Below are 15,128 nucleotides of genomic sequence, written 5' to 3'. Positions count from 1 at the left end.
TCAAGCAGTCCTGGCGTTGATGGCCTTACGCAGGAATCCATCAGCGTTTTGCAATGCCGCGCGGGCTTCTTCAATGCCCATCCCGGTAATTTCCATGAGAATGGCAAGCTTGACGTCGTTGCCGGTGAGATCAAGCACGCGGCGCGCTTCCTGCTGGGTACAGCCGGTCGCCTGCATGACGATGCGCGAGGCGCGCGCCACGAGCTTCTTGTTGCTGGCGCTGACATCGACCATCAGGTTCTGATAGCTCTTGCCGATGCGGATCATGCTTGCCGTCGTCAGCATGTTGAGAATGAGTTTCTGCGCGGTGCCCGACTTTAGCCTTGTCGAGCCGGTCAGGATTTCCGGACCAACGACCGGCGAGATCGCCAGATCCGCAATACCGGCGATGATGGAGTTCGGATTGCAGGAAAGTGCCACGGTGAAGGCGCCGATGCTCTTGGCGTAATTCAGGCCGCCGATCACATAGGGCGTGCGACCGCTGACGGCGATGCCGACGACCACGTCATCCTTGCTCAGCTCGATCTCCTCCAGCGCCTGGCGCCCCTGCGCCGGATCGTCCTCCGCGCCCTCGATCGAGCGCCGCAGCGCATCCGGACCGCCGGCAATAAGGCCGACGACCATGTCCGGCGCCACGCTGAAAGTCGGTGGGCATTCAGAAGCGTCGAGAACGCCGAGACGGCCGCTCGTGCCGGCACCCATATAGATCAGCCGTCCGCCCTTCTGGAAGGCGGCGACGATTTGATTGACGGCGGCGGCGATCGCCGGAATGACCTTCTCGACGGCGAGGGGCACCGTCTGATCCTCATAGTTCATTTCACGCAGGATATCGAAGGTCGGCAGCAGATCGATATGCATCGTATTCGGATTGCGCCCTTCGGAAACCAACTGCTCCAGTTCGGATATCAACGTCTGCTCTGTCATGGGCCTGCTCGCGAAATAACGCTTGAGTATCAATAGGTCAGGATGGCGAGCTCGATCCATTAAGATCGGGCTCGCCGCAGCAAAGATTGGCTTTCAGTTAAACGGAAGACCAAAGTCAGCCGGGACTGGGGATGGCCTTTCTGGCTTCGTTCCCCGTCCATTCCCTGTTTACCTTGGTTAACACTATGTCCATTTATTCCTTTCGTCAATCCAGAAAGGAATAAAATATTCCATATCGATCGCGCAAAAGCTCTGCCCTCAGTCGCATCGTTCAATGTTGGCAAATCGCCCTTCTGGCGAGGATGATAGCCCCTGAGACGGCATCGCCGTCGATGGGTTTCAAGCGACGGCGTACATCGGGCGAGAGCCAAGGCTCGAGCGGGCTTGCGAGACCACCAAGCAGGCAGGCGCGCGGCGCACCTTTTTCGAACAGGGTGCGAACCAGCGTATCGATATGGGCGGCTGCACTTTGCACGATACGCCGCGCGGCGGCATCGCCCTGATCGGCATGGCGGAGGACCATCGGTGCAAGGGCCGCATAATCCGTGGCCGAAGCCCTGTCCATCCAGGCGACCGCCTCCATCGGATCATTCTGGAAGCGTTGCATGATTTCGGCCAACAGCGCCGTCTTCTGTTCGCGGCCATCATGGGCACGCAGCGCAAGCTGCACCGCCTTCAGCCCGAGATAGGCGCCGCTGCCCTCATCCGAAATCGGAAAACCATAGCCGCCGACCCGCAATTGCCGTCCTTCGACGAGACCGAGCCCGATCGAGCCCGTCCCGGCAATGACGATGGCACCATCGCGACCGGAATGCGCGCCAAGGCAGGCGCCCTCCCCGTCGCTAATGAACTTGATGCTGGCAAATGGATGCTCTATCGCCTTCAACGCATCAAGCGCGCCCTTGCGGCCGATGCCCGCCAACCCGACGCCGACGTGGATGCGCCCGATATCGTCGGCACTCAACCCGGCTTCTTCTATTGCTGCGTCAAAGGCACGCGAAATCGACGCCCATGCTTCGGCGATCCCGAGCCTGGTCGTTGCCGGGCCGGACAATCCCTGCCCTAAAATCATGCCTTCAGCATCCTCGATGCGCGCCCGGCAGCCAGTACCGCCGCCATCGATGCCGAGGAAATAAGGAGCGTTTTCCGATACGACGGTCATGACGTCAGCCGTTCGATATCGGCGCCGCAGAGACGCAGCTTGCGGTCCAGCTGCTCATAGCCGCGATCAAGATGATAGACGCGGTTGACGATGGTTTCGCCCTTGGACACGAGGGCGGCGAGAACCAGCGACACAGAGGCGCGCAGATCCGTCGCCATCACCTGCGCGCCCTTGAGCGGCGCTCCGCCACGCACCAGTGCCGTCGTGCCCTGCAGGGTGATATTGGCGCCGAGCCGCGTCAACTCCGGCACATGCATGAAGCGATTTTCGAATACGGTCTCGCGGATCAGCGTCGCGCCTTCAGCGCAGCAGGCGAGCGCCATGAACTGCGCTTGCAGGTCCGTCGGGAAGCCCGGATAGGGTTCGGTTGTGATATCGGCTCCCTTGAGCGGGCCGTCCCGGGAGACCACCAGACCGCGATCACTCGGCCAGACGCTGACGCCCATGGCCTCAAGCGCCTGGACGACTGAGGCCAGATTTTCCAACCGGGCATGAATAAGCTCGAGCTGACCGCCGGTGATCGCCGCCGCCACGGCATAGGTGCCGGCTTCTATGCGGTCAGGGATGCCGTGGTGCTTGGCCGGACGCCAGTCGGTGTCACCAGCGATGAGGATACGATGGGTCCCCGCCCCTTCGATCTGCGCACCCATAGCGCTGAGGCAGGCCGCGAGATCCGCCACCTCCGGCTCGCGGGCGGCATTTAGGATCTCAGTTTCTCCCTTGGCCGCGCAGGCGGCCATCATGGCCGTTTCCGTTGCACCTACGGATGGCGAACTCAGCACGATCCGCGCGCCCTTCAGCCCATTTGAAGCCGAAGCGACGATCAGGCCACTTTCGATCGCAATATCGGCGCCCAGAGTCGCCAGGGCTTTGATGTGCATATCGACGGGCCGCGCGCCGATGGCGCAGCCGCCGGGAAGCGAAACACGCGCATGGCCGAAGCGGGCAAGCAGCGGCGCCAGCACCAGCACAGTCGCCCGCATACGCCTGACCGTATCGTAGGACGTCTCCTTCGAGACGATGTTGTTCGCATCGATCGTGGTGCCATGCGGCCCGCGCTCAACTCTGGCACCGTGAAGGGCAATGACATCGAGCATGTTCTCGACATCGCTGACTGCGGGCAGGTTCGTCAGTTCCAGCGGATGCGGGCTCAAGAGCGCCGCTGCGATTTCCGGCAAGGCGGCATTCTTGGCGCCGGCGATGGTCACCGCGCCCTGCAACCGTCTGCCGCCGGAGATGCGAAGTCTGTCCATGATGAGTATCCGTCGAGGAAAAGGCGAGGACACCGCGAGTCCTTCACGCATTTCTTCCAAAGACTAATCGGCCATTCCAGAGTGTCAACCAGATTTGGAATTTTTTATTCCAATTTGCTGTGATACTGTCCGATCGCACGAAGCGAGATTGCCGAGCTAGAACCGGATGCTATTTTCGGTGCGCTCGTGTCGGCGGGTGAAGCGGCCTCGATGGCTCGAAGGGACAAATGTCGATCTTAAAGAAAATCAGCGCGCAGCTCGAAACCATGGCGCCCGCCGATCGCCAGATCGGACAGTTCATCATCGATAATCCCGACCAGATGCTGCGCCTGTCCTCAGCAGCGCTCGCGGTCGAAACCGGCCGCAGCCAGTCGAGCGTCGTGAAATTCAGCCAGAAGCTCGGCTATGCCGGCTATCAGGAATTGAAACTTGCCGTCAGCGAGGCGAAAGCACAGGAATGGCAGGCGCCGGCCGGTATGATTCACGGCACGATCGAGGTGGGCGACAGCTATCTCACGATCCTGCAGAAGCTGCTCGGCAGCAAGATGCAGGCGATGCAGCAGACGATCTCGGTCAACAACGAAGCCGATATCGAAAAGGCGCTCGAGGCACTTCATGACGCACGGCGCATCCATCTGGCCGGTGTTGGCGCCTCGTCGCTGGTCGCACGCGACTTTTCCTACAAGCTGATGAAGCTTGGACGTAACGTGCTTCATGACAGCGACAGCCATGTGCAGATGGCCAATGCATCGACCCTTGGCCCGGACGACCTGCTCTTTGCGTTGTCCTATTCCGGCGCCAGCATCGAGACACTACGGATTGCGGAATTGGCCAGCCAGCGCCAGGCAACCGTCATCGCCGTCACCGGGCTGCAGGACAATCCACTCGCCCGCGTCGCCGATATCTGCCTCCATACCGTTGGCGACGAGGATCGCGTCCGCTCCTCGTCGATCACCGCCCGTGACGCGCAGCTGATGCTGACCGACCTGCTGTTCATTCTGCTGGTGCAGCGTCAGCCTGACGCCAACGACTATGTCCATAATAGCGAGGCGGCCGTTTCCGTGCTGAAGGCCAAGCGTCTTTCGTAAGATCGGGCTCCGGTAACCAAGCTGTGACGACCGCGACCCTGTACGGTGGTGATTTCGGGACGTAGCTTGGCGATCCAAGCAAATCATTCCGGAGACATTCCATGGACCTCGGCCTCAAGGATAAAGTCGTTCTGATCACCGGCGGCTCGAAGGGCATCGGCTATGCCTGTGCCGAACTCTTCCTGCAGGAGGGAGCAAGGGTGGCGATCTGCTCCCGGTCGCAGTCCAATATCGATGCGGCCCTTTCGAAGCTTCCTGGCGCGCATGGCTATGCTGCCGACTTGATCTCCGATCAACAGGCTCTCGCAGTCATTGATAAGGTCGAAACGGAGATCGGCCCGATCGACATCCTCGTCAACAGCGCGAGTGCCGCGGCGCGCACGCCGGCCGACGAATTGACTCCCGCCATCTGGCGGGCTGCGATGGATGCGAAGTATTTTTCCTACATCAACGTGATCGATCCCGTCATCAAGCGCATGGGCGCGCGCGGCACGGGTGTCGTCATCAATATCATCGGTAGTGGCGGCAAGGTCGCCTCGCCCGTCCATTTGGCGGGCGGCTCGGCCAATGCCGCCCTGATGCTTGCAAGCGTCGGGCTTGCCAACGCCTATGCCGGCAAGGGCGTGCGCGTCGTCGGCCTCAGTCCGGGCCTCACCGAGACGGATCGCGTTGCTGAAGGCCTGAAGGCGGCGGCGAAGATCTCAGGCTCGACCGAAGAGGAAGCGCTAGCCGATGCCCTGCAGCGCATTCCGATCGGCCGCATGGCCGATCCTGTCGACATCGCCAATGTCGTCGCTTTCCTGAGTTCGGCCAAAGCAAGCTACGTCACCGGCGTCGTGATCAGCATGGACGGCGCACAGGTGCCGGTGGTCGTTTAACCCGGGATTGGCGGCTCTAAGCCGCCGCCTTCCAGTCCAGCCCGATATCGAGCGTCGGCGCGCTATGCGTCAGCCAGCCGACGGAGATGAGATCGACCCCGGAGGCGGCGATTGCGGCAGCTGTTGCCGGCGTGATGCGGCCGGAGGCTTCGGTGATGGCCCGGCTTCCGACGATATCGACCGCCTCGCGCAGCTGATCCGGCATCATGTTGTCGAGCAGCACGGCGTCGACGCCTTCCTGCATCGCTTCGCGAAGCTGCACCAGCGTATCCACCTCGACTTCGATCTTGACCATATGACCGACGCCCGCCTTGGCTCGGCGGATGGCTTCGGCGATGCCCCCGGCAATTGCGACGTGATTGTCCTTGATCAACACCGCGTCATAAAGCGCGAAGCGATGGTTAATGCCGCCGCCGGCGCGCACCGCATATTTTTCCAGAGCCCTGAGGCCCGGCGTCGTCTTGCGAGTGCAGACGATCGAGGCCTTCGTGCCGGCGATCGCCTCGACGATGCTGCCGGTCACGGAGGCAATACCGGAGAGATGGCCGAGGAAGTTAAGCGCGGTGCGCTCCGCCGTCAGCAGCCCGCGGGACGGTCCCTCAATTGTCGCGATGACATCGCCGACACCAACCTTCGCACCATCGGGCACGTGACGGGTCATGACGATTGCAGAATCCACGAGCTGGAAAGCCAACTCGGAGGCATCGAGGCCCGCGACCACGCCCGGCTGGCGGGTTACCATAGCAACGCGGGACCGATGGTCCGCCGGGATGACGGCCGTGGATGTGACATCGCCGGCAAGGCCGAGATCCTCGACCAGCGCATTGCGCACTAGCGGCTCGACGATCAGGCGCGGGAGGGGAGCAAGTGTCATATCAGGCACTCCTTGCCATGGAATAGGGGGTAACAGACCGGGCGATATCCAGCGCGTCGGTAAGATGCATCATACGGCGTTGCGCATGCTGCAGTTTCAGCGGAAAATCCGTGCGGGCATGGGCGCCGCGCGATTCCATCCGGAGACTTGCGAAGACGGCGATCAGCAAGGCCACCAGCGCAGGGTCGGTTGCCGTGCTTTCGTTCTCACAAAACGGCAGGAGAGCCGCAATGGCGCCATGGATGGCGCCTCCATTGCGCAGCACGCCGAGATGCCGCGAGACGATCGAGCGAACGAGCGCCGGATCTGGCGCAAAAGTCTCGGGGAAATGTTTCGGCAAGCTTGCAGGGCTCACATCGCTACTTGCAATATCGTGCGCCGCCCGCATGCCCATAACAGCCGCCTCCAGCAACGAATTGCTGGCAAGACGGTTGGCGCCGTGCAGGCCGGTGGAAGCCGCCTCGCCCACGACCCAAAGGCCAGGAACCGAACTGCGGCCGTTCTCGTCGGTGGCAACGCCACCCATGTGATAGTGAACGGCCGGACGTACTGGAATGAGGTCACTCGCCGGATCGACGCCTGCCTCGTTGCAAAGGGCTTCGATCACCGGAAAACGGCTGGCGAAACGGTTGCCGAGCGCAGCTCGCGCATCGAGAAAAACCCGGCCGCCGCGGGCGATTTGCGCGCTAATGGCGCGCGCGACGACATCACGCGGCGCAAGCTCGGCACCTTCGACGTCAGCCATGAAACGCTCACCGCTTTCATTGACGAGAAGCGCGCCCTCGCCGCGGACGGCTTCGCTGACAAGCGCCAGCGGGCGCCTGCGGCTGTCGAGTGCGGTGGGATGAAATTGTACGAACTCCATATCGGCAAGCCGCGCCCCGGCCCGTGCCGCAAGCGCAATCCCCTGCCCGAAATTGCCGACCGGATTGGTCGTGGCATCGAACAGGCCACCAATGCCGCCCGTGGCAAGGACGATACGGGAGGACGGCAAGACGACGCTGCCCTTGTCGGTCACGCACAGAAGGCCGGCGACGCGATCCCCATCCAGCAACAGGCGTTGCGCCTGGCAGCCCTCGAGCACCGTGATCGACGGCGTACGGGCAACCGCCTCGGCAAGCGCGCGGACGATAGCAGCCCCCGAACCGTCGCCCTTGGAATGCACGATACGCCGAAGCGAGTGTGCAGCTTCAAGGCCAAGGGACAATTCGCCTGCCATATCGCGGTCGAATTCAACACCCGCCCGTTCTAAGGCGGCGATCGCGGCAGGTGCTTCGGCGACAATCTTCGCCGCCACCTTCGCGTCGCAGAGCCCGTCGCCGGCGGCAAGCGTATCCGCGAGATGCAGGGCGGCACTATCGCCCTTGCCGATGCTGGCGGCGATACCGCCCTGCGCCCAGGCGCTTGATGTTTCCGCGCCGATCAGGGCACGCGTGACGATCACGGTCGGCTCGGGCGCCAGCGTCAGCGCCGTCATTAATCCGGCAAGGCCGCTGCCAACGATGACGATGCGGCCGCTCAAGTCTTCACGAATCTCGCTCATATCGCCAGCATCCTTTCCACAGCGCGGCGCGCGTCGGCAGCGATTGCCGGATCGACCGTCACCTCATGCCGTCCCTCTTCCAAGGCCTTGCGGATATTGCCGAGCGTGATGCGTTTCATGTGCGGGCAAAGATTGCAAGGCCGGATGAATTCGACATCCGGATGATGCACGGCAACATTATCGCTCATCGAACATTCGGTCAGGAGAACGACGCGCGACGGGCGCTTCTTGCCGACATAATCGGACATGACGGCCGTCGAGCCGGCAAAGTCCGCTGCCTCGACGACATCGGGCGGGCATTCCGGATGCGCAAGCACCGTTACGCCGGGATAGTTCTCGCGAAGCTGGCGAATATCGTCCGCGGTGAAGAGCTCATGAACCTCGCAATGCCCATGCCAGGCGATGAGCTCGACATTGGTTTCGCGCGCGACGTTGCGGGCCAGATATTCGTCCGGCAGCATCAGCACCTTTGGCACGCCGAGCGATTCCACCACCTGTCGGGCGTTGCCCGAAGTGCAGCAGATATCAGACGCCGCCTTCACGGCTGCCGACGTGTTGACGTAGGTGACAACCGGAACTCCGGGATGGGCCTGGCGCAGCAGCGCGATATCTTCGGGTGTGATCGATTCCGCTAGCGAGCATCCCGCTTCCATGTCCGGGATCAGAACCGTCTTTTCCGGGTTCAGCAGCTTGGCGGTCTCGGCCATGAAATGCACGCCGGCAAGGACGATGATATCGGCATCGACGTCCACGGCCTTGCGCGCGAGCGCGAGACTGTCGCCGACGATATCGGCAACGCCGTGGAATATCTCCGGCGTCTGATAGTTGTGGGCGAGAATGACGGCATTGTGCCGTCGCTTCAATTCGAGGATCGCCTCGACATCATCCTGGAACGACAGCCATTCGGCTTTGGGGATGACGCGGCTGACACGATCGTAAAGGGAGGATGCGGATATGGGAAGATTCATGGCCGGCTCCTTATTATACTCATATTGAGCATATCGTGAGCAAATAGATATTCTCAATATGAGCATATGTCAATTGCGGGAGAGCGGTAATTTCGTTCCGGCGAATTCACGTTCTTCGAGGACTGCGCGGCGGAAGCGGAAGAGCTTGGCTGGACGGCCGCCGGTCTCGCTTTCGGTGCCGCCGGTTTCCTCCACCAGCTCCTGCTGCTCGATCAGCCGGCGGAAATTCTGCTTATGGAGCGTAAGGCCGGCCAGCGCCTCGACGGTTTTCTGCAATTGCAGCAGCGTGAAGTTTTCCGGCATGAGTTCGAAGACGACGGGCCGATATTTGATCTTGGCCCTAAGCCGCGCCATGCCGGTCGCAAGGATGCGGCGATGATCGGCAAACATCGATCGGCCAAAATTGTGCTTGAGATCGCAGCCCGCCTCGGCGACGAGACGCGCCTCATAGAGCAATTCATAGCGCTGCAGGACGAGATCCTCGTTCCATGCCGCACCATTCAGCCCGAAGTCGAAATCGGCGCGCCGTCGGCGCTGATCGCGGCGCATCGCATCCTCCTCGATCCATGGCGCAAGCCGGGCGGCGATATCGTCGAGAATAGCTGGGGAACCGTTTCGGTGATCCTCCCAAGGGAGATATTCGTACCAGCCATGCCAGCCCGGCATCCCGCCGCCGGGGGCAGCCTGTTCGCGCACGAGCCCGAGATAGCTGATCGAAATCGTGCGACCGCCGAGAATGTCATTGTTTCGATCGCGATCGGCAAACGTATAAAGCTGCTCCAGATAGCCGACGGGATGGGCGGTCTGATCCTGAACCCATTCGCGCAATCCGCTCTGCAAGGTGCGATGTCCGAGCTCAAACGGACCGGACGGCAAGGCATCGCCCGACCGCACCGTCATCACCCTGGGATCACTGCCCGTAACGGCCGTCAGAACCGCGATCAGCTCCGCATGCGCAAGCCCGATGGTCAAGCGAACTCCATGATTTGTTTCCCTGTAACTTTGTCGCATGAAGCAACGCGCAAGCCAATGCGGGTGCTGGCACGCTCCACATCTCACGTAGGTGCGAAAGCCAATAGGCTAGCGGCTTACATAGTCCGGATATTGTTCGCAGATGAGATCGATGATCGACAGGGTGCCGGAGAGATGCTTGCGCAGGGCGACGACGGCGGTCTCCGCATCGCCGGAACGGACAGCGTCGACAACCGACTGATGATCGACGATGATCTGCTCCAGCTTGCCAGGCATCGGCAGGTTCAGCATGCGCAGTCGGTCGATGTGCACCCCCTGGCGCCGGACGGTCGACCAGAGGCCGAGGATATCTGCTCTCTCGTAAAGCACCCGATGAAAATCCTTATCGAGAGAATCGAAAAGATCGTAGGTCTCAGGCGACATGACATGCTTCTGACGCACCAGAACGGCCTCCAGAGACGCTGCCGTTTCATCGGGTGAATCCAGCGTCAGCCGTCGAACGGCTTCGAGTTCGATCGACAGTCGGAGGAAATGCGCCTCGATAGCGTTGCGGATATCGATCCTCGAAACGACGGTCGCATATTGCGGATAGACCTCCACCAACCCCTCCTCCTCGAGCCGGATCAGAGCATCACGCACGGGGGTCTGGCTGACATTGAATTCGCTTTGCAGCGAGATGCGCGACAGGACCGTCGTTGGCGGCAGGCTCATCGAAAGAATGCGCGATCGCAGGATCTCCAGGATCTGAGGCCCCACCTGACGGGAGCGATCAAGTGCGAATTCCTTCGGATTGAGCTTCACTGGCGGCCTTTCTGATCAAGAGCATCTGCTCATTAAACACAGTTCGGGGCTTGATGCACTGATACATTAGTGCTTTAGTGAACCGACGCCAACCTCTTTCTCAAAGGGTTGGATCAATTGGGAGGAGCAAATGAGAGGATTTCTTCGCTGTTTGACCGCGATCGGCGTGGTGATTGCCGGCACCTTTTCAGCCGGTGCGGCCGAAAAGACCGATATTTCGATCACGCGTCAGCCGGGCATTCTTTATCTCGCCAGCCATGTAATGGAGACGCAGAAGCTGATTGAGAAGCATGCCGCCGCTGATGGCCTTCAGGGCGTCAAGGTTGAATGGCGCACCTTCAGTGGCGGTGGCGCGCAGACTGACGCGCTGCTCTCCGGCAACGTCGATATCGTCAATACCGGCACCGGCAATCTGCTGCTGCTTTGGGACCGCACCCGAGGCAAGGTGAAGGGTATCGTCACCAATTCGGCCCAACCCGTCATCATGGTTTCGCGCGACCCGCGCATTCAGTCGCTGAAGGATATTCAGCCCGGCGACAAGATCGCCGTGCCGACGGTCGGCGTCTCGACGCAGGCAATCCTGCTGCAGATAGCCGCCGCGCAAATGTATGGCGACGATCAGGTGCACAAGTTCGATACCAACACGGTGCAGCTTGGCCATCCCGATGCGATGGCAGCGCTTGCCAACCAGACCCATGAGGTCAAGAACCACTTCTCCGCCCCGCCCTTCCAATATCTCGAGCTGAAGCAGCCGGGCGTTCACAAGGTCATCGATTCCCGCGATATCATCGGCGGCGAACTGACCCAGGGCACCTTCTTCACTACGACGCAGTTCGCAACCGCCAATCCAACCATCATCAAGGCCGTGCGCGAGGCGACGGCTGAGGCCATCGATTTCATCAAGCAGGATCCGAAATCGGCCGTGGAAGCCTACAAGACCGTCAGCGGCGACAAAACCAGCGTCGAAGATCTCGTGGCGATCCTGAACGAGCCGCACATGATGGAGTTCCGCATGGATCCCCAGGGAACCATGAAGTTTGCGACCCACCTCTACAAGATCGGCACTCTGAAGACGATGCCCAAGGCCTGGACCGACTATTACCTGCCGGAAGCAGCCGATCTCAATGGCAACTGACGCCTGTTGGCGGCGCGAATGCCGCCTTCAAGCCATCCCTCGGAGAAGGCTCATGCTTCAGGCAAAAACGCACGCCGACATACCGGTAACGGAAACAATGACCGTAAAACCGCTTCTGAATGTCGACAGGGTAACGCTTCGCTACAAGACGCCGAACCTGCTGATCACCGCGACGGAAAACGTCAGCTTCTCGGTTGCCCAGTCTGACCGCTTCGTCCTCCTTGGTCCCTCGGGTTGCGGAAAATCGACGCTGCTGAAGGCCATCGGCGGCTACATGACACCGACCACGGGCCGGATTGAGATCAAGGGGCAACCGGTCAAGAAGCCAGGCGCCGACCGCATGATGGTCTTCCAGGAATTCGATCAGCTGCTGCCCTGGAAGACGGTGCTGGAAAACGTCATGTTTCCGCTGACGACGGCTCGTCGCCTGCCGCGCGGCGAAGCCGAGGCCATCGCCCGCGACTACATCGACAAGGTCAAGCTCACACGCGCGGTCGACACCTATCCGCACATGCTGTCAGGCGGCATGAAACAGCGTGTCGCAATTGCCCGCGGCATGGCGATGCAGCCCGATATCCTCTTGATGGACGAGCCTTTCGCCGCACTTGATGCCCTCACCCGCCGACAGATGCAGGACGAACTCCTACAGCTCTGGGAAGATACGCGCTTCACCGTCATCTTCGTCACCCACTCGATCGCCGAGGCGATCAAGATCTCCAACCGCATCCTGCTGCTGTCGCCGCATCCCGGCCGCGTTAAGGCCGAGGTGCGCGATGTGGAAGCCGTCCGTGACGATCCCGCTGCCGCCGCCAAACTGGAGCAGGAAATTCATCACATGCTGTTTGCCGAGCAGGGCCACAGGGAGTAAGCCATGAGCGCACCGCAGATTATCCTTGCCCCGCAGGCCGCAGAAGCCGCCGGCCCTATCGCAGCCGTCGAGCAGAAGCTCGGCATGATGGAACTCCTCTGGCAGTCCGGCCTGTTCCGCAAATCATTGCTGATCGTTATCCTCGCCGTCATATGGGAGGCCTATGCCCGGCATCTCGACAATCCGCTGCTATTCCCGACGCTGAGCGACACGCTGACCGCGCTTTATGACCGGTTCGCCGATGGCGTCCTGCCGGCTCGCATCTGGACCACGCTGAAGATACTGGTGACCGGTTACATCTCGGGAACGGTACTTGCCGCCGTGCTGACGGTCGTTGCGATCAACACCCGCATCGGCACCGATTTCCTCGAAACCATGACGGCGATGTTCAATCCGCTGCCGGCCATCTCGCTTTTGCCACTCGCGCTTATCTGGTTCGGACTCGGTCCAGCAAGCCTCGTCTTCGTACTCATACATTCCGTGCTCTGGGCCGTCGCTCTGAACACACATGCCGGCTTCCTCGGCGTCTCGCGCACCTTGCGCATGGTGGGCGCCAATTACGGGCTGACGGGGCTTTCCTATGTCTTCCGCATCCTGATCCCCGCCGCGTTCCCGTCGATCCTCACGGGGTTGAAGATCGGCTGGGCCTTTTCCTGGCGCACCTTGATCGCCGCCGAACTCGTCTTCGGCGTCTCCTCCGGCCAGGGCGGGCTTGGCTGGTTCATCTTCGAAAACCGCAATCTTCTCGACATTCCCTCGGTCTTTGCGGGCCTGCTGACTGTGATCGTCATCGGGCTTATTGTCGAAAACCTGGTCTTCCAGACCATCGAGCGGCGCACCTTGCTGAAATGGGGCATGAAAGAATGAGGCGGCGCACGGATTATCCCTTCCACCAACATTCGAATACAAGGCGCAAATACGATGAATAGCAGGAAGAATTCCCAGGACTTGCGCAGTGCCCGATGGTTCGCGCCTGATGATCTCAGAAGTTCGGGACATCGCTCACGGACCATGCAGATGGGCTATGCGCCCGAAGAATGGACGGATAAGCCTGTCATCGCCATCCTCAACACCTGGTCCGACGCCAATCCCTGCCATGCGCATTTCAAGCATCGCGTCGAGGACGTGAAGCGCGGCATCTTGCAGGCTGGCGGCTTTCCGCTGGAGCTGCCGGCGCTGTCACTGTCGGAAAGCTACGTCAAGCCAACGACCATGCTCTATCGCAACATGCTGGCGATGGAGGCCGAAGAGCTTTTGCGTTCGCATCCGGTCGATGGCGCCGTGTTGATGGGCGGCTGCGACAAGACCACACCTGGCCTCGTCATGGGCGCGCTCTCCATGGGCCTGCCGATGATCTACCTGCCGGCCGGCCCGATGCTGCGCGGCAATTACCGCGGCGAATATCTGGGCTCTGGTTCCGATGCCTGGAAGTTCTGGGACGAGCGCCGCGCCGGCACCATTTCGGAGAAGGAATGGGTCGATGTCGAAGCCGGCATCGCCCGCTCCTATGGTCACTGCATGACGATGGGCACGGCAAGCACGATGACGGCAATCGCCGAGGCACTGGGCCTGACGCTGCCGGGTGCAAGCTCGATACCCGCCCCAGATGCCAATCATATCCGCATGTCATCGGCTGTCGGCCGGCGTATCGTCGAGATGGTGTGGGAAGATCTCGTTCCCTCGAAAATCGTCACGCAGGCCGCGGTCAACAATGCCGTCGCTGTCGCGATGGCGACGGGCTGTTCCACCAATGCCGTCGTGCATCTGATCGCGATGGCGCGGCGGGCCGGCATCAATCTCTCGCTCGAAGATCTCGACAAGGCCGGACGCACGACGCCGGTGCTCGCCAATATCAGGCCGACCGGCAAGACCTATCTGATGGAAGATTTCTATTATGCCGGCGGCCTGCGCGCCCTGATGGCGAAGCTCTCCTCGAAGCTCGACCTCTCGGCGCTCACCGTCTCCGGCGTTACCCTCGGCGAAACGCTCGAAGGCGCAAAATGCTACAATGACGACGTCATCCGCTCGCTCGACAATCCGGTCTATCATGAGGGGTCGCTTGCGGTGCTGAAAGGCAACCTTGCGCCGACGGGCGCCGTCATCAAGCCCGCCGCCTGCGATCCGCGCTTTCACAAGCACCAGGGTCCGGCGCTCGTCTTCGACAGCTATCCGGAGATGAAGGCGGCGGTTGACGATGAAAATCTCGACATCACGCCTGATCACGTCATGGTGCTACGCGGTGCTGGTCCGCAGGGCGGCCCCGGCATGCCGGAATGGGGTATGCTGCCGATCCCGAAGGCGCTCCTGAAGAAGGGCCACAGGGATATGCTGCGCCTTTCTGACGCCCGCATGAGCGGCACCAGCTACGGCGCCTGCATTCTGCACGTCTCACCCGAGTCCCATGTCGGGGGGCCGCTGGCGCTGCTGCGCAATGGCGATATCGTCAGCCTCGATCTGGAGGCGCGGCGCATCGACATGCTGGTCGACGAGGACGAGCTGCAGCGCCGCCGCGACGCATGGGTCAAGCCTACGGAAAAATTCGGCCGCGGCTATGGCTGGATGTTCTCGCGCCATGTGGCCCAGGCCGATACCGGCTGCGACTTCGATTTCCTGGAAAACAGCTTCGGCCCGACGCCGGGCGAACCAGACATCTATTGATCAT

Annotated in this window: 14 protein-coding genes; 6 read left to right on the top strand and 8 right to left on the bottom strand. The window is 61.3% G+C overall.

The window, feature by feature from the left end:
• The 3 genes from murQ to murA all read right to left on the bottom strand — a co-directional run bounded on the left by murQ (position 1) and on the right by murA (position 3,339).
• A complete protein-coding gene (gene murQ / locus FHX05_RS16825) occupies positions 1–924 on the bottom strand; it encodes an N-acetylmuramic acid 6-phosphate etherase (RefSeq protein WP_112336889.1) in 924 nt (307 codons plus the stop codon).
• Between the two features lie 271 nt (positions 925–1,195).
• On the bottom strand, positions 1,196–2,086 hold the full coding sequence (locus FHX05_RS16820) for an N-acetylglucosamine kinase (RefSeq protein ID WP_183873124.1): 891 nt from the start codon (positions 2,084–2,086) through the stop codon (positions 1,196–1,198).
• Positions 2,083–3,339 carry a UDP-N-acetylglucosamine 1-carboxyvinyltransferase gene (gene murA / locus FHX05_RS16815; protein WP_183873122.1) on the bottom strand — a complete coding sequence of 419 codons (1,257 nt, stop codon included), beginning with the start codon at positions 3,337–3,339 and terminating at the stop codon, positions 2,083–2,085. Before murA ends, FHX05_RS16820 begins: the two co-directional genes overlap by 4 nt.
• A gap of 227 nt (positions 3,340–3,566) precedes the next feature.
• Here murA and FHX05_RS16810 point away from each other — a divergent pair, with 227 nt between their 5' ends.
• Entirely contained in the window at positions 3,567–4,427 is an 861-nt protein-coding gene (locus tag FHX05_RS16810; protein ID WP_183873120.1) for a MurR/RpiR family transcriptional regulator, read from the top strand.
• A 101-nt stretch (positions 4,428–4,528) separates the two neighbouring features.
• Positions 4,529–5,305 (top strand): SDR family oxidoreductase, encoded by a 777-nt coding sequence (locus FHX05_RS16805; protein ID WP_183873118.1) that lies wholly within the window; start codon positions 4,529–4,531, stop codon positions 5,303–5,305.
• A 16-nt stretch (positions 5,306–5,321) separates the two neighbouring features.
• Here FHX05_RS16805 and nadC read toward each other — a convergent pair whose 3' ends face one another.
• The 5 genes from nadC to FHX05_RS16780 form a co-directional block, all read right to left on the bottom strand.
• Positions 5,322–6,179 carry a carboxylating nicotinate-nucleotide diphosphorylase gene (nadC, locus tag FHX05_RS16800; RefSeq protein WP_183873116.1) on the bottom strand — a complete coding sequence of 286 codons (858 nt, stop codon included), beginning with the start codon at positions 6,177–6,179 and terminating at the stop codon, positions 5,322–5,324.
• Position 6,180: 1 nt separating this feature from the next.
• Complete coding sequence (locus tag FHX05_RS16795) at positions 6,181–7,722, bottom strand: L-aspartate oxidase (RefSeq protein ID WP_183873114.1); 1,542 nt, start codon at positions 7,720–7,722, stop codon at positions 6,181–6,183.
• On the bottom strand, positions 7,719–8,690 hold the full coding sequence (gene nadA, locus FHX05_RS16790; RefSeq protein ID WP_183873112.1) for a quinolinate synthase NadA: 972 nt from the start codon (positions 8,688–8,690) through the stop codon (positions 7,719–7,721). Before nadA ends, FHX05_RS16795 begins: the two co-directional genes overlap by 4 nt.
• Positions 8,691–8,759: 69 nt before the next feature.
• Entirely contained in the window at positions 8,760–9,662 is a 903-nt protein-coding gene (locus tag FHX05_RS16785) for a hypothetical protein (RefSeq protein ID WP_183712365.1), read from the bottom strand.
• Positions 9,663–9,770: 108 nt separating this feature from the next.
• Positions 9,771–10,463 carry a GntR family transcriptional regulator gene (locus FHX05_RS16780; RefSeq protein ID WP_112410861.1) on the bottom strand — a complete coding sequence of 231 codons (693 nt, stop codon included), beginning with the start codon at positions 10,461–10,463 and terminating at the stop codon, positions 9,771–9,773.
• Between the two features lie 130 nt (positions 10,464–10,593).
• On the opposite strand from FHX05_RS16780, the gene FHX05_RS16775 reads away from it, so the two are divergent.
• Genes FHX05_RS16775 through araD form a run of 4 tightly spaced genes read left to right on the top strand, consistent with a single transcriptional unit; the run spans position 10,594 to position 15,124 of the window.
• The gene (locus tag FHX05_RS16775; protein ID WP_183873110.1) at positions 10,594–11,598 is read left to right on the top strand and encodes an ABC transporter substrate-binding protein; all 1,005 of its coding nucleotides are present in this window, start codon (positions 10,594–10,596) and stop codon (positions 11,596–11,598) included.
• Positions 11,599–11,650: 52 nt separating this feature from the next.
• Positions 11,651–12,466, top strand: coding sequence for an ABC transporter ATP-binding protein (locus FHX05_RS16770; protein ID WP_183712362.1), 816 nt, complete (start codon positions 11,651–11,653; stop codon positions 12,464–12,466).
• 3 nt (positions 12,467–12,469) lie between these two features.
• Complete coding sequence (locus FHX05_RS16765; protein WP_183873108.1) at positions 12,470–13,333, top strand: ABC transporter permease; 864 nt, start codon at positions 12,470–12,472, stop codon at positions 13,331–13,333.
• A gap of 54 nt (positions 13,334–13,387) precedes the next feature.
• Positions 13,388–15,124 (top strand): L-arabinonate dehydratase, encoded by a 1,737-nt coding sequence (gene araD / locus FHX05_RS16760; RefSeq protein ID WP_183873106.1) that lies wholly within the window; start codon positions 13,388–13,390, stop codon positions 15,122–15,124.
• The last annotated feature ends 4 nt before the right edge of the window (positions 15,125–15,128 follow it).

It is taken from the genome of Rhizobium sp. BK491, from assembly GCF_014194925.1.
In the GTDB taxonomy this organism is placed as follows: Bacteria; Pseudomonadota; Alphaproteobacteria; order Rhizobiales; family Rhizobiaceae; genus Rhizobium.
Note: the sequence above shows the minus strand (reverse complement) of the source record. Positions and strands in the feature narration are given on the sequence as shown.

Excerpts from the sequence above, each read along its gene's own strand:
- murQ (WP_112336889.1), bottom strand. The coding sequence starts at position 924 with ATGACAGAGCAGACGTTGATATCCGAACTGGAGCAGTTGGTTTCCGAA.
- FHX05_RS16820 (WP_183873124.1), bottom strand. The coding sequence starts at position 2,086 with ATGACCGTCGTATCGGAAAACGCTCCTTATTTCCTCGGCATCGATGGC.
- murA (WP_183873122.1), bottom strand. The coding sequence starts at position 3,339 with ATGGACAGACTTCGCATCTCCGGCGGCAGACGGTTGCAGGGCGCGGTG.
- FHX05_RS16810 (WP_183873120.1), top strand. The coding sequence starts at position 3,567 with ATGTCGATCTTAAAGAAAATCAGCGCGCAGCTCGAAACCATGGCGCCC.
- FHX05_RS16805 (WP_183873118.1), top strand. The coding sequence starts at position 4,529 with ATGGACCTCGGCCTCAAGGATAAAGTCGTTCTGATCACCGGCGGCTCG.
- nadC (WP_183873116.1), bottom strand. The coding sequence starts at position 6,179 with ATGACACTTGCTCCCCTCCCGCGCCTGATCGTCGAGCCGCTAGTGCGC.
- FHX05_RS16795 (WP_183873114.1), bottom strand. The coding sequence starts at position 7,722 with ATGAGCGAGATTCGTGAAGACTTGAGCGGCCGCATCGTCATCGTTGGC.
- nadA (WP_183873112.1), bottom strand. The coding sequence starts at position 8,690 with ATGAATCTTCCCATATCCGCATCCTCCCTTTACGATCGTGTCAGCCGC.
- FHX05_RS16775 (WP_183873110.1), top strand. The coding sequence starts at position 10,594 with ATGAGAGGATTTCTTCGCTGTTTGACCGCGATCGGCGTGGTGATTGCC.
- FHX05_RS16770 (WP_183712362.1), top strand. The coding sequence starts at position 11,651 with ATGCTTCAGGCAAAAACGCACGCCGACATACCGGTAACGGAAACAATG.
- FHX05_RS16765 (WP_183873108.1), top strand. The coding sequence starts at position 12,470 with ATGAGCGCACCGCAGATTATCCTTGCCCCGCAGGCCGCAGAAGCCGCC.
- araD (WP_183873106.1), top strand. The coding sequence starts at position 13,388 with ATGAATAGCAGGAAGAATTCCCAGGACTTGCGCAGTGCCCGATGGTTC.